This is a genomic window from Bradyrhizobium sp. SUTN9-2 (assembly GCF_003122645.1).
GTDB lineage: Bacteria > Pseudomonadota > Alphaproteobacteria > Rhizobiales > Xanthobacteraceae > Bradyrhizobium > Bradyrhizobium yuanmingense.
Genome location: NZ_LAXE01000001.1, coordinates 762148 through 783661, shown reverse-complemented (window position 1 = coordinate 783661; position 21514 = coordinate 762148). Strand labels below are relative to the sequence as shown.

The window sequence follows — 21514 nt, the reverse complement described above, 5'->3', positions numbered from 1 at the left end:
CGCCCGCTCCAGGCCCGGCATGACGATCATTTCGGGGCCCCCTGTTTCGACTTCGAGACGACGAAGATGTGCCACGTCGTCAGAAACATTGCAGCGACGAGCGGGCCGATCACGAACCCGTTCGCTCCGAACGTCGCAAGGCCGCCCAGCGTGGCGAGCAGCACGATATAGCTCGGCATCTGGATCGACTGGCCGACCAGGATCGGGCGGAGAAAATTGTCCGCAAGGCCGATCACGAAGGTGCCGAAAGCGAGCAGGATGAGTCCCTTCGTGACCGAACCTGCCACAAGCAGGTAAAGCGCAACCGGAACCCAGACCAGCGCGGAGCCGAGCACCGGCAGCAGCGAGAGCAGCGCCATCAGCGCGCCCGCCAGCAGCGGCGCGGTGAGGCCGAGCAGCCAGAAGATGAGCCCGCCGAGTGCTCCCTGTATCAACGCGACGAGAACGATCCCCTTGATCGTTCCACGAACCGCCAGGGTGAAGACATCGAGAATTTCCGCGGTATGGTTCGGGCTCAGCGGGAGCGCCTCGCGAATGCGGGCATTGAGCTCGTCACCGTCGCGCAGCAGGAAGAACAGCAGGTACAGCATCACGAGCAGGCTTGCGACGAACTCCAGCGTCACCTGACCGATGTTGATCGCGTGCCCGGCCAGCTGTTGTCCGGCAGGGACGACGAGACCCGACAGGCGTTCCCTCAGGGCCGAAAAATCGATGCCGGCCAGGCGGTCTCCGAGCGACACAGCCCAGGCGGGCAGCGCGGATTTCAGCTGCTGCAGGGGATGAGCGAGGCTGATCTCCCCGCTCTGAACGCGCTGATACAGCTCCCCGCCCTGGTCGATCAGCGACGCGATGATGATCGCCACGGGGATCAGGACCATAACGACCACCACGATGACGGTGACGAGGGCGGCAAGGTTGTGCTTTTCGGGCACGGATTTCAGGATCCGTCGATAGAACGGGGCGAAGATGATGGCCAGCAGCGTGGCCCACAACACGGCACCGGAGAACGGCCAAAGCACCCAGACGAACGCGACGGAGATCGCGCCGAGCAGGATGAGGAATGAACGGTTCTCCGATGTTCTCACGTGTTCGCCAGCTCTTCGCTCGTTCGCCAGATGATGTCCGTAGCACAACATCGTGGCGGAGCGGCAGGTCCTCACCTGCCCGCTTTCGCGATCCAATCCGCAAGCGTGATGCGCCCTGCGAAGGTGGCGGGGCCCGAGCTGCCGGCCTTGTAGACGAAGGCCTCGCCTTCCCCGACGTTACCGGCGTCCTTGCCGAAGGCGTCGGCGATGTTGGTCTTGTGGGTGACCAGGACCGTGTTGGTGCCGGCCTGCGGCGGCGCATCGACGAGCTGACGCACGGCCTGCCCGGCCTTGGCATTGGCGCCGGTCGGGTTTGCCATTCCCGATGCGCTGGCGTTGCTGCTGTCGGTCAGGGCATCGACCGGCTTGACCTCACGGCCGGAGATCAGCTTGCCGGCCTCGACCGCTCGGTTCAGCCGGCTGGTGTAGACGTCACCGACGGGGATCGCGAGGTCCTTGATCGCCGTCCCGATCTGGCGCGCCGCGTCCCTGCCCTTCTCGCTGAGCTGACGCTGGGCACTCATGTCGTCGAACTTGAAGGGATAGACATCCTTCTGGCTGTCGTCAGTCGCGGTGTGTCGGAAGATCAGGACGTAGCCGCCCTGCTTGAGCGACGAGATGAGGTCCGGTGTGTCGGCGGCTGCGTGGCGGGAGATTCCAGCCAGGAGAACAATCAGGGCGAGGCGGCAAAGCACGTTCATGCGCAAATCCTTTGGTTGCAAAATGCCCCCGGTGGGATCGTGACGCGCAACGCGCTCGATTTCAATTGCGATCGTCAGACGAGATCAGGTTCCCGTGAGATCCGGAACCGTCTGGTGCCGGGGATGCGGCGAGGCCCGCCAGCGCCTCCTCGAGCTTCTCACGGTCGACCGGCTTGATCAGAAATCCGTTCATGCCTGCCTCGAAGCAGGCATAACGATCCTCCACCAGCGTGTTGGCGGTGAGCGCCAGGATCGGCGTCCGGGAATCGCCCAGCGCGGCCTCGTGCGCGCGGATGCGCTTTGTCGCCTCGATGCCGTCGAGCTGCGGCATCTGGATGTCCATCAGCACGAGATCGTAGGGCGTGCCGGCCGATGACGCGGCGAGCCAGGATTCCAGCGCGGCCTCGCCATGGACGGCAATGACGACGCGATGGCCGAGCTTGGTCAGCAGCGAGCGCATCAGCAAGGCGTTGATTTCGTTGTCCTCGGCGACGAGAATCGACAGGCCTTTCGCCGGCGCGGGGCCGGCGGAGGCCGGCGGCGGCTCCGGCGCGAGATCGGGCGAGGCGACCTCCGGCGTCAGGGCAAGGCGTGCGGCGAGCGAGGCCGCGCGCAGCGGCTTCACCAGAAAGCCGGTGAAAGCCGGCGACAGCTTCTCGTGGCGCGAGCTCGACGTCAGCAGAACGAGGCGCTGCAAGGCATGCGCGCGGGCGGCCTCACCGAGCTGATCGGCCGCGGCTGGGCCGATCGCCCGATCGATCAGCACCGTGTGCCAGGAGCGTTCCGGCAGCAATGCTTCGGCGACCGCCGCATCTGCAACCAGGCAGGTCTGGCCGCCCCAGCGTTCGAGGCGCCGCGCGATGAGCGAGGCTTCGATGCCGTCGGCGACGAGGAGCATCGACTTGCCGGTGAGGTCGGGACTCGGAAATGCGGTCTGCCCAGCGCCGCCTTGCGACGGCGGAAGCGGCACCGCGACCTCGAAGGTCGAGCCCTTGCCCGGCTCGCTCGTGAGCGTGATCCGGCCGCCCATGCGCTTGACGATGCGCTCGCTGATGGCGAGGCCAAGTCCGGTGCCGCCATAGGTGCGGGCGACGCGCTCGTCGGCCTGCTCGAATTCGCGGAAGATGCGCTGCTGGGCTTCGGCTGCGATGCCGATGCCGGTGTCGCGAACCAGGAAGCTGATTTCGGTCGGCCAGATGCCGGGCTCGACGATCAGTGCCACGCCGCCGCTGCTCGTGAACTTGATGGCGTTGCCGGCGAGGTTGAGCAGCACCTGGCGCAACCGCGCGGCGTCGCCGACCACTTCGAGCGGCAGGCGCTCGTCGACATAGGCGGCGATCTCGAGCGTCTTCGCCTGCGCGCGCGGCGCGAGCAGCTCGGTGATCTCCTCGACCAGGGTCGAGAGCGCGAAGGGACGTTGATCGAGGTCGAGCTTGCCGGCCTCGATCTTGGAATAGTCGAGCAGCTCCTCGATTAGCGCCATCAAGGCTTCGCCCGAGGTCTTCACCGCCCTGGCATAGGTCGCCTGCTCCGGCGTCAGATCGGTGTCGAGCAACAGGCCGCCCATACCGATGATGCCGTTCAGGGGGGTGCGGATCTCGTGCGAGGCCATCGCCAGGAAGCGCGACTTGGCGCGGTTGGCGGCGTCGGCCTGGTCGCGCGCGTCGGACAATGCGCGCTCGGTCTCGGTGCGGTCGGTGACGTCGCGTCCGACGCTCTGCAACTCGGCGGGCTGGCCGGCATCGAGGCGGACATAGCCCTCGCGCCAGGCGATCCAGCGCGCGCCGAGCGGGGTTGCGATCTTCTGGTCGTGGATGCGCGTGCCGCTGCTCTCGCGGGCACTGTCGCCCTGCTCCAGCACGTCGAAATCGAATCGCGTGCCGACCAGCGCGCTGCGCGCCTGTCCCGCGAGCGCGCAATAGGCCTCGTTGGCAAAGGTGATGCGGCCGTCGGTAGCGCGCAGCACGATGAGGTCGCCCTGCTGCTCGAACAGGCTGCGGGCGCGCTCTTCGGCTTCCTTCAGCTCCCAATTGCGGTCGATCAAGGCCTCATTGTGGGCGGCGAGCGTCCGCAGCCGCTTATTGACGAAGCGCAGGCGCATGCTCAGCGTCGCAAGGCCGAGGCAGGCGAGCGCGAACAGGAAGCTGGCGCCGATCGCAAAGGTGTGGGGATCGTAGCCGGAATTGTCGGACCGGCTGCCTGAGACGAAACCATAGGCGCCGCCGAACGTCGCCGAGAAGATCATGAAGGAGCGGATCGCGAAAGCGAGCCTCGGATGCCGTCGCCTGAAACGACGCATGCGCACCTTGATCCGGAACGTCCGACCCATCGCAACCGACCCTTGCCTGAAACCCCGCCGCCGCGTGCGACGATGGCCCGCCGACCTTGCGAACAAATTGCGGCGGTGGCGCCGCCTCCGAACAGGGTTGACGAGACGTTAACGGGTCAGAGCATGATCCGGACCCGAAGGGCCGCGTTAGCGAAAAGTGTGCAGCGGTTTTCCTTCGCGACAAACGCGGAACGTGTTTGCGCGGAGATCATGCTCAAACACAAAGCTCTAAAGCGATGCCGCCTGGAAGCGGCCATGGCCGCTGCGGGCGCCGACGATCAGCGCCGCCGCCTCGCGCGGCGAGAACGTCTTTGAGCGCACATAGATGCGGTAATCCGCCGGTCCTTCGCTGGAGAGATAGACCACCTGGCCGCCGTCGACCGGCTGCGCGGCGATCGAGACGAGACGCGTCGAGGAGCTGGCCTGGCAGGTGTCAGGCTCGGAGCCGAGGCCGTCGTCGACCACGGCGAAATCCGCGGTGTCGGCATCCTCGGTGATCTGGACCCGCACCGTTGCCCGCGCGGGATCGTCGGTGAAGGCAACATGCACACCGGCGGTCCAGAACAGCGAAGTGAGCTCGACCGATGTGTCGCCCAGCGCGATGCAGGGATGCGACACCGATCCGATCTCGGCGCGGGCGAACACCGCAGCCGCCAACAGGGGAACAGCCGAGGCCAGGAACTTGAAACGCAACATGACGCTCTACTCGCTAGGCCCCGGGAACTCACAACCGAAACGCGTCGGGCCTTATGGTTTGCAGAGCGTAAAGGAAAGTCGTTACCGCCGGGTTGATGCGCGGAATGATCAAGCCAGCTGGCGCACATCCTCCGCGAGTGCGCGGTACGACAGCGCTTCGGCGAGGTGCAGCCGGCCGATCTTGTCGGCATGGTCGAGGTCGGCCAGCGTGCGCGCCACCCGCAGCACGCGGTGATAGCCGCGCGCCGACAGGCGCAGGGTCTCCGCGGCGTCGCGCAGCAGTTTTTGGCCCTGCGCGTCCGGCTTTGCGATCTCCTCCAGCACGGAGGCGGGGGCTTCAGCATTGGTGCGGACATGGGGCAGGCCTGCATCCGCATAGCGCGCCAGCTGGATGTCGCGCGCCGCCGCCACGCGGGCAGCGACCTCGGCCGATCCTTCCGACGGCGGCGGCAGGATCAGGTCGGCGGCCGTCACCGCCGGCACCTCGATGCGCAGATCGATGCGGTCCATCAGCGGACCGGAGATGCGCGCCTGGTAATCGCCGGTGCAGCGGTCGATGCGGCCGCGCTTGCAGGCATAGCCGGGCTCAAACGCATTGCCGCAGCGGCAGGGATTCATCGCCGCGACCAGCATGAAGCGGGCAGGGTAGGTGACGCGATGATTGGCGCGCGACACCGCGACCTCGCCGTTCTCCAGCGGCTGGCGCAGCGAATCCAGCACGCGCGGATCGAACTCCGGCAATTCGTCGAGGAACAGCACGCCCTGATGCGCCAGCGAGATCTCGCCGGGCTTGGCGCGCGCGCCGCCGCCGGTGAGCGCGGCCATGCTGGCGGAATGGTGCGGCGAGCGGAACGGGCGCCGCGCCGTCAGCGCGCCGCCTTCGATCTCGCCGGCGACCGAGGCGATCATGGAGACCTCGAGCAGCTCGCTCGGCGACAGCGGCGGCAGGATCGAGGGCAGGCGCGCGGCCAGCATCGATTTGCCGGCGCCCGGCGCGCCGATCATGAGGATATGGTGGACAATTAAATTGCTAAATGTTAATGAGACCAAATGGTTATAGATCGCCCGGAAGTCCGTCCGAAGGCTTTTTCATACGTCAGGATGTCCACGGACCTTCAACTGAAGGGCGATAGCCTTCGCCGTCAGCGTGAAGCCTCCCGCAAATACGCAGACCGGCACGGCCTGGAGCTGATCGAGGATATCGACCTCCACGACATCGGTGTCTCGGCCTACAAGGGCAAAAATATCGCATCCGGAGCCTTCGGAAGGTTTCTGGAGGCCGTTCGGGACGGGAAGATCCAGGCTGGCTCATACCTGCTCGTCGAATCATTTGACCGAATGAGCCGCCAAGAGCCGGTGGTCGCCCTGAAACCGTTCATTGAGATCGTCGAAGCGGGTCTGGTCCTGGTCACGCTAGATGATGAGCGCGTATTCCGTGGCAATATCAGCTTCGAAGATCTGATTATCTCGATCGCGAAAATGAGCAGGGCGAACGAGGAATCGGCCCGGAAGAGCGACCGCCTATCACAGGCGTGGAAAGCAAAACGGGCCAGCATTGGTCAGAAGAAGCTTACGGCCCGCTGTCCGAGCTGGCTGCGCCTCACTGCAGATCGTACCGGGTTCGACGTGATCGATGAGCGTGCCGCCATCGTCCGCCGCATTTTCGACGAGGCTGCTTCCGGGATCGGCACGTTTACGATCGTCCGGCGCCTGAACGAAGAGGGCGTTCCGACCTTCACCGGGAAGGGTGGATGGCAGAACTCGACGGTCAACAAGATCCTGAGTAGCGCGGCGGCGATAGGGACGTTCCAGCCGAATCGCATGGAGGGAGGCAAGCGGACGCCCCATGGTGATCCAATCCGCAACTACTTCCCCGGGATTGTTCGCCAGCCGGTGTTCGAGGCAGCGCAGCGTGGTCGGCTGGAACGCAAAACGAAGCCTGAACAGGGCAGGAAGGGTAGTGGCGGGCCGAAGGGTAAACACTTCACCAACCTGTTCTCGAAGCTGGCGGTCTGCGACTACTGCGGCAAGCCAATGCACTATCAAAACAAAGGCACGCCGCCTAAGGGCCAGTCGTACCTCGTGTGCTCGAATGCACTCCGCAATATCGGATGCGAAATGACCGGCCGATGGCGCTATGACCAGTTCGAGTCGACGTTCTTGTCGTTCGTTGAGCAGCTTGATCTAGGTTCGCTGGTCCGGTCGAGCGAGCATTCGAGCAAAAGAAGCGAGCTCGCCTTCCAAATCGAGGCGGTCGAAGGAAGAATCAACCTCCTCCAGGAGAAGGTGCGACGTGCCATCGATACCAGCGTCAAACTCGCGGAGTTCCGGAGCGAACTTCTAGCGGAAATCATTAGGAAGGGAGAGCAGGAGCTTACCGAAGCGAAGAACACGAGGCAGCAGTTGCGCCACGAGATAGCGATCCTCGACCAGACGGCACTGACTTACTACCGCAGCCCTGATCAGGTCGCCGAGCTAATCGAGCGTGTGCGGGCGGCCAGAGGCGGTGACGTGTATAAGCTCCGTGCTCAGATCGCATCGAGGCTACAATTGTTGATCAGCGAGCTACGCCTGACCGTGGACCCTGACACTCAGAGCTTTGAGGTCGTGTTCAGAGACGGCCAAGGCATGATTCTGTTCGTCAATCCCGAAGACCCGACGAAGTTCATCCAGAAGGTCACCGGCACCGCACCAGATTTCGAGATGATTTCCGCTGATGGGACGACCATCCAGTTGCCGGCGGATGAAGCAACTCTGGACGGGAAATAAAGATTCCCAAACAGGTCACTCAGAGAGGTAATCTTTCCCCGATGGAAAAATCACCGCTTTCGGCCGGGCAATTGTTGGTAAAAATGAGAGTCGGCCAACAACTCGACGAATTCATTACCGCGCCGCTGTGACTGGATGGTCTCGCAGCGCAATTGGCCTTCGAGGGCTCCTTTCTGAGGATGAACTATGGATCAAGAGAATGAGAAATCATCTGAAACAAGCAACGAATTTGAAGACAACCTGGTGGCCGTATGGGCGAAGGCGGTCGATACGCAGATGCACTTTAACGAGATGAGTGTGAAATCGCGGCAGCTGGGGCTAACCTTTGTCGCAGCAGCACTTGGCCTTGCGGTTTTTCTGTTCTCGCGCGGCGGCTCGGAAGCCCGGTTTGCGTTCTCGGCCACAATTCGTGGGCATCACTTCGAGTTTCATGTCGCCGAGTTCATAATATTAGCAGCGGCGGCATCGGTTTTCGCGGTCAAGTTACTTGACCTGGGCGTGTATCACAAAATGCTCCGCGGAGCGGTCGCTTTCGGCGAAGATTTAGAAGAAACACATCTTCGGAAGATGTTCGGATTGAGTAAGGGAATGACTCAAGCAATATCTCACTTCAGCCGACATTCCGACGCTGTTGCGTCGATCGCAGAAGGACAAACGACATACTCGGGCTCGAACCGCCGAAACGCCGAGCAGAAGATTAACGGCTTTTACTGGACGGTCATCTTCGCGCTGGTTGCGTGCGCTGTGATCATGTTCGTTATCGGCAATGACTTGATCTGATGCACAATGAACAGATTTTCATTGATCATCTTCGATTTGGATAACACAGTCTATGACTGGTATGCCGCCTTCCTGCCGGCCTTTTATGAAATGGTCCGTGTAGCAACGGGGATAATCGGCTGTGACCAGGAGCAGCTTCTTGGAGAACTACAGCAGGTCCACATACGACATCACGACGTAGAGCACCCCTTCAGTTTGTACGAGACTGCCATAGTGCAAAATCTCGCTGCGTCTATGGGAGAGGACGTCGTGTGGCAGCTCTTAGACCCGGCATTCCATGCCTTCAACAAGCTGAGAAAAGAAAATCTGAAGTTGTTCCCGGAAGCCAAGGAGACGCTAACAACGTTGCGCTCGCGTGGCGTCGACCTGGTGGCGTATACCGACAGCACCTATTTCGCGGCTTGTGGAAGAATCGAGCGTTTGGGCCTCTCTGACTTCTTCAAGCAAGTCTATTGTCGAGAACGCGGCGAGAGCCAACGACCGCACCGATGGCCGATATTAGACGGTGTGCCCGTGACAGACAAAGTCACAGAAATTCCCTCTCATGAATCGAAACCCAATCCTCGCGTACTGCAGGATATCGTAGCGAAGCAAAGCTTGCCGATGTCCAGTGTCGCTTATGTCGGTGACAGCTTAGCCAAGGATGTTTTGATGGCTAAGCGCGCCTCTTGTTTCGCTGTATGGGCCAAATACGGAGCACATACAGATCGGCAGATGTATAATAGCTTGATCCGCATATCACATTGGACAGCAGCGGATATACAGCGAGAGAAGAATTATGCAAACGAGGCAAAGGACGTGACCCCAGACTTTGTGTGTGAGCGATCCATTTCCGAGTTGCTAGCTCTCACTTAGTCGCGTAGAGCCTCTCTTAAAAGGTAGTTCTTAACTGTCTGCGGGTAGAATCTTCGCCCGGTCGCCGTCGCGATTCCCGCATCGTTCAAGTGCCGCGCTATCTCGCTGTAAGAACGCCGCAATACATCCGCGTCCAGTTTTTCCCTGAGTTGGGATGCAAATTCATCAGCAGCTCTGCGATTCTTGGCAGCCAAATTCCTTCCATTTGAACCGAGACTCTTTCCTCGACGTTTCGCCTCAGCCAAAGCCGCTTTAGTTCGTTCGGAGATTAGTCGGCGTTCTTCCTGGGCGAGCGCAGCGAATATGTGGAGCTGAAAGTCCGTAGCGTTGGGCATCTCGGCACAGACGAGGCCGATGCCTTGTTCAAGAATATTAGCAATGAAGCTGACTCGTCGCGAGAAGCGGTCGAGGCGAGCGATTACAATCTTCGCGTTCTCTCGTTTAGCCAACTGAATCGCCAGCTGAAGCTGGACGCGTGAGTCGTCCCTCCCTGACTGAACGTCACAAAATTCAGCGATTAGCATTCCAGGACCTGCGACAAAGTCGGAGATCCTGCGTTTTTGAGCAGCTAAGCCAAGTCCAGACTTACCTTGGCGCTCTGTAGAAACGCGGTAATACGCTATGAATTTTATCAATGCGCCGCCCTCGATAAAGATAGGGGCGCTTCTTATGATCCAGACGAAGAGACAACAGAGGTGATGGCATCTGATCAATCATTTCAGAAATTGCGACGACAAATGCGTAGCTCCTGGTCCCAATAGCCACCCACTGACTAATTGGGGGTCATAGTGGGCCATGCGAGACCGAGGTCGGAAATGCGGTGGTTTGAAATCGAAGGAACGGCGATGAATCAGAGGCTCGGGAAGCGAAAGCGCAAACTGCAACAGCAGGCGACGCCGGTTCACAGAGGAGTGCCAAAAGCACGACGTTACTTTCATGGCGGAAGAGCTGGTTACAAAGAGATATTGCCACCATCGCTAACCGGCGCCGAGCAAAATGGAGTAGTTCCCGACAACGTCCGGCGGAAGGATCGCGTTTACGTCACTACGGACATTGCCGCTGCTATCGTTTGGGCAGCGCAACATTCTTCACCGATGCTCTATGAAGTCGAGCCAAAGGGAGCGATTGAAGCCGACCCTGATCACAAGGGCGTCGACACATCATTTCAGTGCGAAAAAGCCGAGATTGTCGCCCTTCATGCGATCCCAGAGGAAACGCTTCAGCAAGCGCGCTCGGCGTTGCTCAAGTAGCGCCTGCACGATCTACCAAGACCAATTAAGATTGCAGACTGATTCGATGCTAACGGTAGAGGCTGTCAGCATTGCACGATCAATTTTCGAAAAGCAGCCCAACCATAAATAAACTCTCTCAACTCGCGCACTCGACTGACGGCGTCGTCTTTGCCCGACCGCACCGCAATCGTTGCATGGGCATGCAAGAGCCTATTTCCAATGCCTAGATAGTCGGGATAGGCGCTCGTGTCTGAATAACCGGGGTTGAGCCATTGTACGTACATCTGGAACTCCTCCTGAAGAACGTACGCAACGGTGCTCGACACGCGATCAACATACTGCATTGAGCAAAGGACGACCCTCGCTGTCTGATCCCGCAGCACGTCTCCGGCATATTGGTCCCGCTCCTCATTGGAGCCACTGATCAGAAAAACCTCGACGCATTCATTAGGCCGCAACTCCAAGAAGCGTGACGAGCCGCTGGTCCGTACCGTTCGGCCAAAGAGTTCATTCCAGGTATGGCTCTTGCCTGAGTTTCGATGTCCAAGCACCGATACGAAAAGCCGATCTGCCAAGTAAGCCTCCCTCACGGACGCGGCGAATGAGCCGGACAGCGTTTCAATAGCGCGAAGAAACTGCACGTGTCGGATAGCGCGGCAGTTAACTGTTTGAAAACCCTCACCTTCTCTCGTGAGTGTGGGTTGTTCGTGATCCAATCCCCGCAGCCAAGCCGCCTAACGAGCATCCTCGAGCGCGACGAATGGCAAAAAAAGTTGCGGGGAAACCGTTTCCCCGTAAGTATTGCTATTGACCAAGTTCCCCGACGCATGGCACAAACGAAAACGCCGGCAGGGGTTCCATCCCTACCGGCGTCCGTAACCGAGCATAATGGAGAACACCATGCTCAATACCACTCAGCTTACAGTTCGCATCGCAGCAGTTCAAGGAGCTTTCGGTCATAGGCTCTCGACCTATTCAACCCAGGTCGGTCCCCGCTCCCTGGAAGCCTTTTTGGGCCACGACCCTCGCTCACGTCTGTGGAAGAAGCTCGACCCTGAGTTGAACGAAATCTACTCCCAGCTTCAACGGCTGACTACGGCCGATCGCCTCAGGGGCATTCAGACCTATATCCAAAAGCGTTTTTCGAAACTGGCCGTGATTTGCGGGGCGTTTCCCGCAATTTCGGTGGCCGTGAAGAATCATCTCCGTTTCGAGCCCTTCGACAAGGGAAATGATCTTGCGGGCGCTGGGACGCTTCACCTCGACATGTCGAAGTCCAACAGCCGAATCGTGCTGGATGGGTTGGCCCGTGTCTCTGGAGTGATTGAGTTGGTCGAGCTGGCCAACAGCGAGAACCTTTCGGTTCAAGAGAGGGGAGACCTCAACGCTCTTCTCGAGGAGTTTTCGCTTCCCGTGGTTATCTTCGCTCCTCGTGAGGAAGGTAGGCCACTCGACATGCGGGAGATGCGACAGCTCTTTGCAGATTTCAACTTCAAACAGAAGTCCATCAGCCCGAGCATGGCGATCGCTGCGGACTCGAGCGACCTGTACATCGAAGCTACGCGCCGCTTGGGTACAGGTGGCGTGATCAACGCCAACGGGGGCATGGAGTTGAGCAGGGCGTCTCTCGGCTCAAAATCGACCGCGTTGGTCGTTCAGCAAAACCTTCTTCGTTTCGTTCGTGCGGCGGCCGAAGGAGACACGTTCACTGAAGCTAAGATGAACGTCGAGAAGATCAACGGCCGTCTCAACGAGTCCAACCTCGACAGTTTTGTTCAGTCGGTTGACAGGTACTTGGGAGGTATGGCGGCCAGTATGGGTAAGGAGCGCTTCTCCGACACGAAGAACGCAGTCCATCTGAGCGGACCGGGCTGGGGCGCTCTGGGGTCCATCTTTTATGATCTGGACGTCATTCTGGGAGAGCAAGACCTCGATGGCGCCGGTCGTAAGCTTGGTGAAATTGACTGGCAACGCAGTTCACCGTTCTGGCAGTCAGTCATGCGCGAGAAGGTCGTGCGCGGTACGCCGACACTCACGTTCATGGGTGGCGGTCACGAAAGCCGGCAAGCAATTCGGAGAAAGGCCCATGAGTACCTCGGCACCTGGGACCGGCTGCAAGAAGTTTTGAACTCGGAAGATGCCGAAGTCGACGAGACAGAGGCTGCATGACGGTCAACTTGAGGCGGCCCAGTAGGGCCGCCTCAAGCCTTTGCAAAGAAAAGAACAGCTTCCGTCGCGCCAGGATCACGCTTGTATAGCTTCGTGTAACGATTGATACCTGCCATCGATCTTGGAATTCGAAAATCCTCTCTTCGATAAAGATCGAGCCCGTTTGCTCCGAACATATCAACCATCACCGCCGGCAAATCGTTGTGGATGTCCTTATAGAAGGAATCCTGAACGACGAAGACAATGCTTCCACTGCGCCTGACGGTCTTAGAAAGACTGGCGATGGATCGCGACATTTTATCGAAATAGTCGAGGTGCGTTCGGTAGTAGTATCCGGCTGACGCTTTTGACGGATGTCGTCGAATTCTGCGGAGGAGCTTATTGCAGGTCGGGCCCCACTCATCTTTAGGGGACAGATCTTGGACAGGCACCCGAATCGATCCAATCATCTGCCGGCGCAGTTCGTTGATCTCAACGTCGGCGAGTGGCGCTAGGACAGCAAACTCAATCCGCGTTGCAGATGTGTAGTCGATTCGTGTGCAGTATGGAGGCGAAGTCAGGATGAGATCGACACTGGCACGCTTTAGATTTGGCGCCGTGCTGTCAGCGACTCGTAGCTGCGTTTCGGCATATCGTCGAGAGACCTTGCCATCCTCCCGGTTGCGTAGAGCGGAAGCCATTCCCTGGAGATTGCTTTTGAAGGCCTCAATTAACAGACTCGGACGTTCCGATATCTTTTGATCGTCATCGGAAGGAAACTTGAGCCACGTCGGGTTTGAGGACTGCAATCGGCGAGCCAATTGGCGACACAGGGCGAACAGCGCAACGTAAAACGTAGCTGCAATACCAGACAGATTCTCTAACATCACCCCTTCAGTGGATATCGTAAGGTCGCTTACGAGGTACTCTCTAATGCCGCATTCGATAGAGCGTATTGTTGCGGCTGATCTCCTCGAGAACCACGCGAGCAGCGGATCGGATGCGTCGACTTCCTGAGATGAGGATTGCGATCGTCTCACCACATGATCTGCCAGCGCCCCAATGCTGTCAGCCTCGCTTGACGCCAGCAGGCGAGCGCGGGCGATCGTTACCATGACGGGGTTCAGGTCAAGCCCAATAGCATCGAACCCCAACTGCGCGGCAGCATACGTGGTGGTCCCGCTTCCGTTCCATGGATCTAAGACAACCGAACCCTTTCTAAGGCCGATTTGATTGATAACCGACGACGCAAAAGCTTCCGGATAACCAGCATAGTATGGGAAGAATCCTTCCCAACCCTTTTGGAGCCTTCTGTTTTGCTTCGGAGATGGAAGTGGTTCGCCCCTGAGGCTCAATTCATTCCCTCATGAACTTTCGCGATGATTCGTGGATGCAACATCACTCATTTCGTCGAGTCTGGCACCATCGAAATCGGAAAAGATAACTGTCAAATGAGTGGGGGCGCCGAGCGCGGCATACGGTGGATTGCAATTCGGCTTTCTTCATCGACCGGTTAGCTCCGTCAAGAGCAAACCAGCGTTTATGATTGACGGAACGCTATAGGCGGCTCAAGACGGCGCTTCTCGCCCGTATGCTCTGCATCCGATTGCGAGTTGGAGCCTGTCGCTAAGGAGCCTAGCGCAGGTGCACAGGAACAGGCTGCTTAGGCAGGATGACGTGGCCGTTCTGCACAACCACGAAGTAGGTGAGCAGGGCAGCGAATGCCGCGAATGCCAGCCAGTAGACGGCGCCGACCAAGAAGCTATGGCTCCGCAATGATTTTAGCGTCCGCTTGTCGTTATCTGCCTTCTCGGTCGTGAGCACGCCTTTAAAGACCGATCCTCGTTCATTGATCGACCGAAAATCGGTGAACAAGAGTTGCGCTTCGATGAGCCGGATTGCCCGTTCGCTCAGGTGAATGATTTGCCGGTTGCGTCGATCCAAGCCAAAAAAGAAGATTGCCAACAACGCGCCGGCGCACGATGCAATCTGCCCCGGCATATAGCCGACCATCTCCCGTTCCTTGAACAGGTAGAAGCATCCTCCGAACATGAATGGCGCCAGGATAATGAAAAAGTGGAATAGCTGGGTCCGTTGCCGAGCGTGGAAATCGAAATAGCGCCACGACAGCTCGAAGCGCATTTTCTCAAACTCCATAGTAGCCCGCGCATCCTCCGGCGGAGTGGCGCGCGAGAGAATTTCAGTCAATTGCATTTCCTGCCCGTTCTATTTGCGGCGATAAAGGTTTCAAACAGGTCGGAGCTCTCAGTCTGACGATAGTCTGATCTGCTTGCCTACGTGTTCACGCCAGAGGCCGAGCCGCTTGATTCTGTAGTCGACCAACTCGGATGAGGTCCCGAATGCAGCAGCGATCTGCTCCGAAGAGCGCTTCTTGCTCACCGCAGCAACAATGGCTGCTTTCGGTAGGAGCGTCGCCGAGGCGAGATAGTATGCGTCGTGTTCCTCGGCCTTGTCATAGGTGCGTCCGTAAGAGTCAGCGATCCGAGCAATCTTCGTAAGCTTGTGCCCGAGCAAGATGTGCCAGAATTCTTCCAGCAACGTGACCCGCTGGCGCTCGACGGTATGTGTATCGTTCAAGAGCACAGCCCAATTCTCGTTATCAGGATCAAGGGGCACACTCATTGCGGACCATTCGCCGGCGGCTTTTCCCCTCAGCTGACTTATCGTTCGAGCTTCTAAACAGTCTGCCTTCCCGAGGGGAATAACCCGGATGCCGTCTACTTCAACGCGAAGACTGTCCAGCGGCTCATTTTGCGATAAGCCGAGATCTGCTCTGAACTTCGCTGCGGCTCGTTCAAGCTCTTCTTTTGACAGCGAATCACTATTGGTGGGGGAGTTGTCCTCGGTAACTTCCTGTCCTGGCGAATTGCTGCGGCGTCCCATTGATTGGACCAAACGCTCGGCCGCCGTTAACAGCGTGTGCACTGTCGAAGACTGAATATTCTTCCCCGCACGGAAGTGCACGAAAGCGACCTTATCGAATCCGAGCCCGGCTTCTTCTGCATCTGCACCGAGCCACTGCAGAAGCCTGATCTTCGAATTGTTGTCCGGTTGTCCCTCTCCACGTTCGATTCTGGCCAACGTAGAGAAACTTACCCCGATCGCAGCTGACAGAGCACGGATGCTGAGGCCTTCGGCCTCCCGCTTCTTTCTAATAGCGAGAACTAGCTTTTCTTCAGATGTGGGCATCGGTTTCCGTGCGAATGACACGCCTTGACACGTCGGACCATCCGGCCCAGCATGTGCGTATGACACAGATTCGCACATTTCCGATTCCAGGTGAAGCCGCCTTGGCGCCGGAGGCTCGATCCGTGTTGGAGCAAATCGGGGCCGCCTTAGACGAGCGCCGACCGCTTCGAGTGCATGTTCACGGGCAAATCGCCCTGGATTACCCCCAAACCGCCTCAGCCAAGGAGTTCGGCAATGAACGACAAGGAAAGACACGATCCGCAGCCCGATCACGGGAGAGGTCCGCCCGACGGAAAGGGACAGCCAGTGGATCACGGTCGGCCGGTCCCCCACCACGGGTCGGCGGCGACGTGCTCCGCGCTGCGTACGAGGGCCAGTTAGAATGCGTTACCGAAGCGTACCCCTCGCTTCGGACTTTCCCCGACGACGACGGAATGTGGCTCCTTGCGAGAAGCTCGATCATCCCGGGCTTGGAGCGGGAAGCCACGTTTCTTGTCGCTCTTCCGTACCGATCAGAAGTAGGTCCCCGAGCATGGGGATTTTGGGCGGCTGCTGGGTCGTGTAGTTGGATCGGACCGCGACACACCAACTTCCAAGACGGATCGATCTGCGCCTTCTCCCCAAATGATGGAGCTTGGTACGAGGGCGGCGATCTGAGAACACTGATCGATCTCTATAGCGTCTGGGCCGCGCGCCATCTGTACCTTGAAGTTTTCGACCGTTGGCCGGGAAAGCAATATGGACTGATTGGCTCCGATCCCCTGGTGCAGGCCTACTATCGGCTGCGCGAGTGCAAGGACGACGAACTCTGCGGATGCGGCTCAGAAAGTCGGCCATATGCGGAGTGTTGCAAGATCTCGGATCAGCGAATGGACCTCCTCGAAGGAGCGTCCCGCTTCCTACGACACGTGCCGGGTGGATTTTCAACTCGCCGACCGCCACTATCCGTCGTGGAGTTCGTTGAAGGCCGATCCGAGATTCCGCGAATGAAGAGCGTCCATCTTCAAATCGCGACTCGCTGAGCAGCGCCGCGGAACACGTGGAAAAAGCCACAGCTACAGCGAATAGGAATCCCTACTCTGTGTTAGCAGCCGGAACGGACGACGGTCCGATCGGATTCGTCCGGGCAGGAGCTATCTCGATGCTGATGATCAAGGAACGGCGGCCAACAGTTCGGACTCTGCGTGGCTCGGCGATCTCTGTGCTGCAGGAAGCCGGAGCCATGCGAGAATGCGAGGAGCACGGCTGGATGCAGGACCGTGCTGATCCGCACGCGCGAGATCGAGCCATCACTATAGCCAGCGAGAATCCGCCGCTCGGCTTCACTGCCGACCAGGCCCTTGCCGAAATCATCGATGTGCTCGATTCGATCGGCGACACCTGCCCAGAGTGCGCGCCGGAAGGTCAGTAAATGGCTGTATATCTATCCCATACGGCACATTTACGGACCTCCCGATGGTGTCCGCTCTGCCAAATACCTAAGCTGATTTCCTCTGGGGACGCGCCGTCGGCTTCTTGGCGGTACCTGCTTTCGCCGGCTTCTTGCCGGTGATCGGTAACAGCATCTCCTTCTGACCGGAGACCGCCTTCTTTGATTTCTTCACCTTTGGTGCCTTGGAGGATTGCTGCTGGCCAACGCTCAGGCGGAGCGCCTCCATCAGATCAACGATATTGCCGCTAGCCGGCCGCTCCTTTGGCGTGATCGGCTTGCCAGCGCGCTTCTGGTTGATGAGATCGATTAGAGCAGCCTCATAGTGATCCTCGAACTTCTCCGGATCGAAGCGCCCCGACTTTTGGTTCACGATGTGCTTAGCGAGGTCGAGCATGTCCTTCGTAACTTTGACGTCCTGAATCTCGTCGAAATACTCCTCCTCGGAGCGGACCTCATAAGGGTAGCGCAGGAGCGTACCGACCAAGCCCTTGTCGAGAGGTTCGAGTGCAATGATGTGCTCGCGGTTGGTCAACACCACCCGGCCAAGGGCGACCTTATCCATCTCGCGGATCGTTTCCCGGATCACCGCGAAGGCGTCATGGCCGACCTTGCCATCGGGCCGCAGATAGTAGGGGCGGATCAGATAGCGAGGATCGATCTCGCTGCGGTCCACGAACTCGTCAATCTCGATAGTGCGCGTTGATTCGAGGGCGACGTTCTCCAGCTCCTCCTTTGTCACCTCAATAAAGGTGTCCTTATCGAGCGCAAAACCCTTAACGATGTCCTCGTTGGTGACCTCCTCGCCCGTGTCGGAATCGACCTTCAGATACTTGATGCGGTGACCGGTCTGCCGATTGAGCTGGTTGAAGGAAATCTTCTCGCTCTCGGAAGTAGCCGGATAGAGAGCCACTGGACAAGTGACGAGCGACAGACGCAGGAAGCCTTTCCAATTGGCACGGGGCGCCATGTACGCAAAACTCCGGTAGTGCGGCTTGGATTCAAGACGATCAGCCGGGGCTAGTTCCGACATCAGGCCGGCGGCAATTGACCCGCACGGGGGCTTTGACTCCCTGTTCGCTTTATGTTCTCATATTCGTCTCCTTGGAATCGCTGAGCCGGACATGCCAGACATCGAATTCGTTAGGTCTGAGATTGAACGCATGCGGGCTCAGGTCGCCCGCCAAAGGAAGGAAATCCTTCAGCTACAAAGAGCGGGTATTGCCACTGCCTCGGCAGAAGCGCTCCTCGCGAGGATGCTTGCCAAGATCGACGACCTCTGCACTCTGCGCGATGCCCTGAGAAGGAGTCAGCCCGGCCCAACAAAGGGAAAGGTCCTTGGTGGTCGGAGGTGGTGAAGATGCAAGAGCTAAGGTGGTACGACCCGAGGGACGACAACCCGCCATGGATCAAGGAGCTCGCGGAGGCTCGCCATTTGGCTACGCGAGAAGCTGGCGATACCAGCACGTCCAAGCAATCATAGTAGCAATCGACCGATACGCTGAAGCTGCGTTGGGCAATCGCGAATTCTTCCTCAATCGGCCTTACAGCATTGGAGGAGAGCGGGATAGCGCTCCGTAGTCACAGAGTGCTAATTGAAACCCTGCTCGTTCCGGATGACGTCGTATGCTGCATTAACGCGTTGAGCCTCGGCTTCAGCAGCCTCGCGAATTGATTTGCTGCGGTCGGCCACTGTGTCGGGATGGCACTTGACGATTGCGAGTCGATAGGCCGCTTTGATTTCAGGTATTGTAGCTTGCGGCGAGACGTTCAAGATCAAATAGGGATCGTCGCTCTCTTTATCGCTCTGATCGCCCCCGCTTGATTCTGATCCGACAGAATCATCCAACACGTCAGGGTAAAGTTCCGCCGCACCGTTTTCTCGCTCATCCGCCAGTCGGCTACTACGCCGAATTGCCGAAAGAGTCGCCAAGCCGACCACCCATCCAAGAACAGTCGCCACTTCGACGTGACGACTGATAAGATTCGGAAAGGCATTCCACACAAGTAAATCAGCGCCGATGCCTTCATATACGTAAGCTTTGAGGAGAGCAGCGGAAGCACCAAAGCTCAACAGCGCGGCGATGAAAGCGAGACGATAGGCCCTTCCTCGCCTCCAAGATCGCATAGACAACCGCCAAGCATGATCTCCGCGATGTTGAGGATGTTGCGCCATCTCAAGGCGAGTAACGACATCGGCCAGAGCCGACCTCGCATTCGCGAGCGCTTCGTTCAATTCCTGCCCTCTGCGAGACCTCATCTCAAACCGATCTTCTAATTTGAGGTAGCGTACGCCTTCCCTTGCGCCTCGCTGTCTAAGATCAGCAATCTCGTCAAGCAGCGATCTCTTGGTTGTTTCAAGATCAAGCAAGGCAGCGCTCATCTGCGACTCGTCGATCAGATCTGATGTCGGCCGTTTTCTCCATCGAGCAAACACCAAGAGAAAACCGAGGAACAATGGAAAGGAGTACACAGTGAAGGTGAAAAGATAGGGCAGCGAATAGGCGAGCCCGAGCATAACAAAGATTGCGATCGTGCAGCCGAGCGGCTCTTGCGGTGGCTTCTTCGCCATGCGTCACCGGGAAGAGATCACAGTGAACAGGGCTAACCCGATAAGCGGCAGCGTCAGAATGTAAAAGATCCCGCTGATGACATACGTCATTATGGGGCTTCGAGCGACGCGGGTATCCGTGACTACTTTGGCAAAGCTGCCGGTGGGAAATGTGTAAAGAAACCACTGAGTAACGACACCGGGCAGCAAGAGCCATTTCCAGGCCCGGTCGAACTCCACCCCCGGCTTGTTCTCGCGCCTCCAGACCCCTTGAACCATCCCACAATTCCTCGTTTAAAGGTCCCATTTTGTCGATTTAAAGCGGTGGGTCAATAAGCGACATCCTGATCATTTTGGCGCATGGACTGGCGCCAAGTGGTTGCAGTTAACCTGCGGAGGATTCGACGAGAGCGAGGCTTCTCGCAGGAGACGCTTGCCTATGAGGCCGACGTCAACCGCACCTACATCAGCAAGCTGGAGAAGGGGTCCACATGGGTCGGCCTAGAGGTACTCGTAAAGATCTCAAAGGTGCTGCAGGCCGAGCCGGCTGCCTTCCTTGAGCGTCCGACCCGCAGGGCGGCCAAGAAGGGCTAGCGGTGCTTTTCAGGTTGAGGCGGTAGCGTTTCTGCTCCGGACCGCATCGTGGAAAACCCTCCTCTGGCTGAACCGAAGGAGGGTCGACCAAAAAGCGAACATAGACAACAGCGGCGCTAATTCTTGCCCGCCTTCTTGTCCTTCGCCCTAAAGTTGGCCTTGACCGCGTTCGCGCAGGAGGACAAGGCGTCGTCCAGGCCGCCGGCAACCGCGAGCGTTTTGATCTGCTCCAACTGTTCGACCAAATCATCCCATGCAGCATTTCCGGTCCCGACAGCCTTGAGGGTGCTCTTGCCCTTCTCGAGCTCCAGTGGCTGCTTTCCATAACGGAGCTGGAAGAAGATCCCGCCATTTGCGTCAACCCAGAACTGCTCCCGAGAGATGCGCTTTCCCTCGCGAAAGAGCCCGATCTTCGTGATCTGCTGATCGATGCTGGACGTAAGCTTGTTGCGCCGTTGAAGGACCGGAGTGTTAGCGGTCGGCTTCTGTACGGAAACCAGAGAGATAGTCGCTCGTGCCATGATGGGCTCCTCGTTATTGGTGGAGCCGCCGTCCTCTGAATTCAGCACCTGGGCAACAGCTATTTGAGCTAGATACCCGAGGCTTGCTATCCGCTTGGCCAATACGCAATCTTTATACGGAGCGTTGGCAGAGGCGTCATGGTCTTTGCGGCAAGGTTTCCGAGAAGTAGAGACTGGTCAGGTTACCATAGCCATGCCTCGGCCTCATGAATGTAGCTTCGATGAACTTCAACCGCCCATTCTTCAAGTCGGCTTGCAACGCCCAATATGCCGCCTCGGGCAGGTAGGCGGAAAACAAGCCCCTCTCCTTGCTGAGCCGCATGTTCAGCAGAAAAGGTCTTTCCGGAACGGTGTACCCCTTTCCAATGCGTGGCCAGACTTTTTCGTCAGGATCATCGACTCGACCGTATTGCCGCGAGCACATGAGAGAGCAGGTCACTTCCTTGCCGTGATACTTCGGCATGTCGGGGTTCAATGCAACGATGTCGCAAAGCAAATCGGTGATGGCCTCGTCGGAGATCCCATCACCATGGTTTCCCACGTAGTAGCTTAGCGAGACCGATTTCACAGCAGCGACCAACGTGTGCTCCGGCTCCGGAGGCGGTTTGCGCTTC

Annotated in this window: 21 protein-coding genes and 1 pseudogene; 7 read left to right on the top strand and 15 right to left on the bottom strand. The window is 58.5% G+C overall.

Translation table 11 applies throughout. The features are described from left to right. Positions 1–26: 26 nt before the first annotated feature. The 5 genes and pseudogenes from XF30_RS03680 to XF30_RS03660 all read right to left on the bottom strand — a co-directional run. Positions 27–1085 carry an AI-2E family transporter gene (locus tag XF30_RS03680; protein WP_109141957.1) on the bottom strand — a complete coding sequence of 353 codons (1059 nt, stop codon included), beginning with the start codon at positions 1083–1085 and terminating at the stop codon, positions 27–29. 71 nt (positions 1086–1156) lie between these two features. Next, positions 1157–1786 carry a histidine phosphatase family protein gene (locus tag XF30_RS03675; RefSeq protein ID WP_109141956.1) on the bottom strand — a complete coding sequence of 210 codons (630 nt, stop codon included), beginning with the start codon at positions 1784–1786 and terminating at the stop codon, positions 1157–1159. 61 nt (positions 1787–1847) lie between these two features. Continuing rightward, positions 1848–4115, bottom strand: coding sequence for an ATP-binding protein (locus XF30_RS03670; RefSeq protein ID WP_109141955.1), 2268 nt, complete (start codon positions 4113–4115; stop codon positions 1848–1850). 228 nt (positions 4116–4343) lie between these two features. Further along, complete coding sequence (locus XF30_RS03665; protein ID WP_109141954.1) at positions 4344–4811, bottom strand: hypothetical protein; 468 nt, start codon at positions 4809–4811, stop codon at positions 4344–4346. A 108-nt stretch (positions 4812–4919) separates the two neighbouring features. Continuing rightward, positions 4920–5828 (bottom strand): annotated as a pseudogene (locus tag XF30_RS03660) (YifB family Mg chelatase-like AAA ATPase); the annotation flags it as partial. Between the two features lie 33 nt (positions 5829–5861). Here XF30_RS03660 and XF30_RS03655 point away from each other — a divergent pair. The 3 genes from XF30_RS03655 (at position 5862) to XF30_RS03645 (ending at position 9215) form a co-directional block, all read left to right on the top strand. After that, positions 5862–7580 carry a recombinase family protein gene (locus XF30_RS03655; protein ID WP_109141952.1) on the top strand — a complete coding sequence of 573 codons (1719 nt, stop codon included), beginning with the start codon at positions 5862–5864 and terminating at the stop codon, positions 7578–7580. A 186-nt stretch (positions 7581–7766) separates the two neighbouring features. Further along, positions 7767–8360 (top strand): hypothetical protein, encoded by a 594-nt coding sequence (locus XF30_RS03650; protein ID WP_109141951.1) that lies wholly within the window; start codon positions 7767–7769, stop codon positions 8358–8360. Positions 8361–8366: 6 nt separating this feature from the next. Beyond that, on the top strand, positions 8367–9215 hold the full coding sequence (locus tag XF30_RS03645) for an HAD family hydrolase (RefSeq protein WP_109141950.1): 849 nt from the start codon (positions 8367–8369) through the stop codon (positions 9213–9215). Here the strand turns inward: XF30_RS03645 and XF30_RS03640 are convergent. Continuing rightward, positions 9212–9850, bottom strand: coding sequence for a recombinase family protein (locus XF30_RS03640; RefSeq protein ID WP_109145555.1), 639 nt, complete (start codon positions 9848–9850; stop codon positions 9212–9214). The two genes, XF30_RS03645 and XF30_RS03640, sit on opposite strands and share 4 nt — an antisense overlap. 180 nt (positions 9851–10030) lie before the next feature. Here XF30_RS03640 and XF30_RS37640 point away from each other — a divergent pair, with 180 nt between their 5' ends. Beyond that, positions 10031–10465, top strand: coding sequence for a hypothetical protein (locus XF30_RS37640; protein ID WP_146207661.1), 435 nt, complete (start codon positions 10031–10033; stop codon positions 10463–10465). Positions 10466–10530: 65 nt separating this feature from the next. On the opposite strand, the gene XF30_RS03635 is transcribed toward XF30_RS37640, so the two are convergent. Then, complete coding sequence (locus tag XF30_RS03635) at positions 10531–11022, bottom strand: hypothetical protein (RefSeq protein WP_109145554.1); 492 nt, start codon at positions 11020–11022, stop codon at positions 10531–10533. Positions 11023–11347: 325 nt separating this feature from the next. On the opposite strand from XF30_RS03635, the gene XF30_RS03630 reads away from it, so the two are divergent. After that, complete coding sequence (locus XF30_RS03630) at positions 11348–12616, top strand: DNA sulfur modification protein DndB (protein ID WP_158284325.1); 1269 nt, start codon at positions 11348–11350, stop codon at positions 12614–12616. Positions 12617–12648: 32 nt separating this feature from the next. Here XF30_RS03630 and XF30_RS03625 read toward each other — a convergent pair whose 3' ends face one another. The 3 genes from XF30_RS03625 to XF30_RS03615 all read right to left on the bottom strand — a co-directional run bounded on the left by XF30_RS03625 (position 12649) and on the right by XF30_RS03615 (position 15805). Next, positions 12649–13950, bottom strand: a complete 1302-nt coding sequence (locus XF30_RS03625; protein ID WP_109141948.1) for a DNA methyltransferase — start codon at positions 13948–13950, stop codon at positions 12649–12651. 280 nt (positions 13951–14230) lie between these two features. Continuing rightward, positions 14231–14809 (bottom strand): RipA family octameric membrane protein, encoded by a 579-nt coding sequence (locus XF30_RS03620; RefSeq protein ID WP_192893024.1) that lies wholly within the window; start codon positions 14807–14809, stop codon positions 14231–14233. A gap of 51 nt (positions 14810–14860) precedes the next feature. Beyond that, positions 14861–15805, bottom strand: a complete 945-nt coding sequence (locus tag XF30_RS03615) for a helix-turn-helix domain-containing protein (RefSeq protein WP_158284324.1) — start codon at positions 15803–15805, stop codon at positions 14861–14863. Between the two features lie 1141 nt (positions 15806–16946). Here XF30_RS03615 and XF30_RS03610 point away from each other — a divergent pair. After that, a complete protein-coding gene (locus XF30_RS03610; protein WP_109141946.1) occupies positions 16947–17216 on the top strand; it encodes a hypothetical protein in 270 nt (89 codons plus the stop codon). Positions 17217–17283: 67 nt separating this feature from the next. Here XF30_RS03610 and ku read toward each other — a convergent pair whose 3' ends face one another. From ku to XF30_RS03585, 3 genes are all read right to left on the bottom strand, one after another. Next, positions 17284–18204 carry a non-homologous end joining protein Ku gene (ku, locus tag XF30_RS03605; RefSeq protein ID WP_109141945.1) on the bottom strand — a complete coding sequence of 307 codons (921 nt, stop codon included), beginning with the start codon at positions 18202–18204 and terminating at the stop codon, positions 17284–17286. Positions 18205–18825: 621 nt separating this feature from the next. Further along, on the bottom strand, positions 18826–19806 hold the full coding sequence (locus XF30_RS03590) for a J domain-containing protein (protein WP_109141943.1): 981 nt from the start codon (positions 19804–19806) through the stop codon (positions 18826–18828). 3 nt (positions 19807–19809) lie between these two features. After that, positions 19810–20064, bottom strand: a complete 255-nt coding sequence (locus tag XF30_RS03585) for a hypothetical protein (RefSeq protein ID WP_109141942.1) — start codon at positions 20062–20064, stop codon at positions 19810–19812. Between the two features lie 96 nt (positions 20065–20160). On the opposite strand from XF30_RS03585, the gene XF30_RS03580 reads away from it, so the two are divergent. Further along, complete coding sequence (locus XF30_RS03580; protein WP_244608870.1) at positions 20161–20379, top strand: helix-turn-helix domain-containing protein; 219 nt, start codon at positions 20161–20163, stop codon at positions 20377–20379. A gap of 116 nt (positions 20380–20495) precedes the next feature. On the opposite strand, the gene XF30_RS03575 is transcribed toward XF30_RS03580, so the two are convergent. After that, positions 20496–20900: a hypothetical protein gene (locus XF30_RS03575; protein ID WP_109145552.1), complete on the bottom strand. Its 405-nt coding sequence runs from the start codon at positions 20898–20900 to the stop codon at positions 20496–20498. A gap of 136 nt (positions 20901–21036) precedes the next feature. Continuing rightward, positions 21037–21514, bottom strand: a 478-nt coding sequence (locus tag XF30_RS03570; RefSeq protein WP_204524491.1) for a hypothetical protein, incomplete at its 5' end; no start/stop codon positions are given.

Excerpts from the sequence above, each read along its gene's own strand:
- XF30_RS03585 (WP_109141942.1), bottom strand. The coding sequence starts at position 20,064 with ATGGTTCAAGGGGTCTGGAGGCGCGAGAACAAGCCGGGGGTGGAGTTC.
- XF30_RS03655 (WP_109141952.1), top strand. The coding sequence starts at position 5,862 with ATGGTTATAGATCGCCCGGAAGTCCGTCCGAAGGCTTTTTCATACGTC.
- ku (WP_109141945.1), bottom strand. The coding sequence starts at position 18,204 with ATGGCGCCCCGTGCCAATTGGAAAGGCTTCCTGCGTCTGTCGCTCGTC.
- XF30_RS03675 (WP_109141956.1), bottom strand. The coding sequence starts at position 1,786 with ATGAACGTGCTTTGCCGCCTCGCCCTGATTGTTCTCCTGGCTGGAATC.
- XF30_RS03575 (WP_109145552.1), bottom strand. The coding sequence starts at position 20,900 with ATGGCACGAGCGACTATCTCTCTGGTTTCCGTACAGAAGCCGACCGCT.
- XF30_RS37640 (WP_146207661.1), top strand. The coding sequence starts at position 10,031 with ATGCGGTGGTTTGAAATCGAAGGAACGGCGATGAATCAGAGGCTCGGG.
- XF30_RS03665 (WP_109141954.1), bottom strand. The coding sequence starts at position 4,811 with ATGTTGCGTTTCAAGTTCCTGGCCTCGGCTGTTCCCCTGTTGGCGGCT.
- XF30_RS03620 (WP_192893024.1), bottom strand. The coding sequence starts at position 14,809 with ATGCAATTGACTGAAATTCTCTCGCGCGCCACTCCGCCGGAGGATGCG.
- XF30_RS03670 (WP_109141955.1), bottom strand. The coding sequence starts at position 4,115 with ATGGGTCGGACGTTCCGGATCAAGGTGCGCATGCGTCGTTTCAGGCGA.
- XF30_RS03650 (WP_109141951.1), top strand. The coding sequence starts at position 7,767 with ATGGATCAAGAGAATGAGAAATCATCTGAAACAAGCAACGAATTTGAA.
- XF30_RS03615 (WP_158284324.1), bottom strand. The coding sequence starts at position 15,805 with ATGCCCACATCTGAAGAAAAGCTAGTTCTCGCTATTAGAAAGAAGCGG.
- XF30_RS03610 (WP_109141946.1), top strand. The coding sequence starts at position 16,947 with ATGCTGATGATCAAGGAACGGCGGCCAACAGTTCGGACTCTGCGTGGC.
- XF30_RS03590 (WP_109141943.1), bottom strand. The coding sequence starts at position 19,806 with ATGGCGAAGAAGCCACCGCAAGAGCCGCTCGGCTGCACGATCGCAATC.
- XF30_RS03645 (WP_109141950.1), top strand. The coding sequence starts at position 8,367 with ATGAACAGATTTTCATTGATCATCTTCGATTTGGATAACACAGTCTAT.
- XF30_RS03630 (WP_158284325.1), top strand. The coding sequence starts at position 11,348 with ATGCTCAATACCACTCAGCTTACAGTTCGCATCGCAGCAGTTCAAGGA.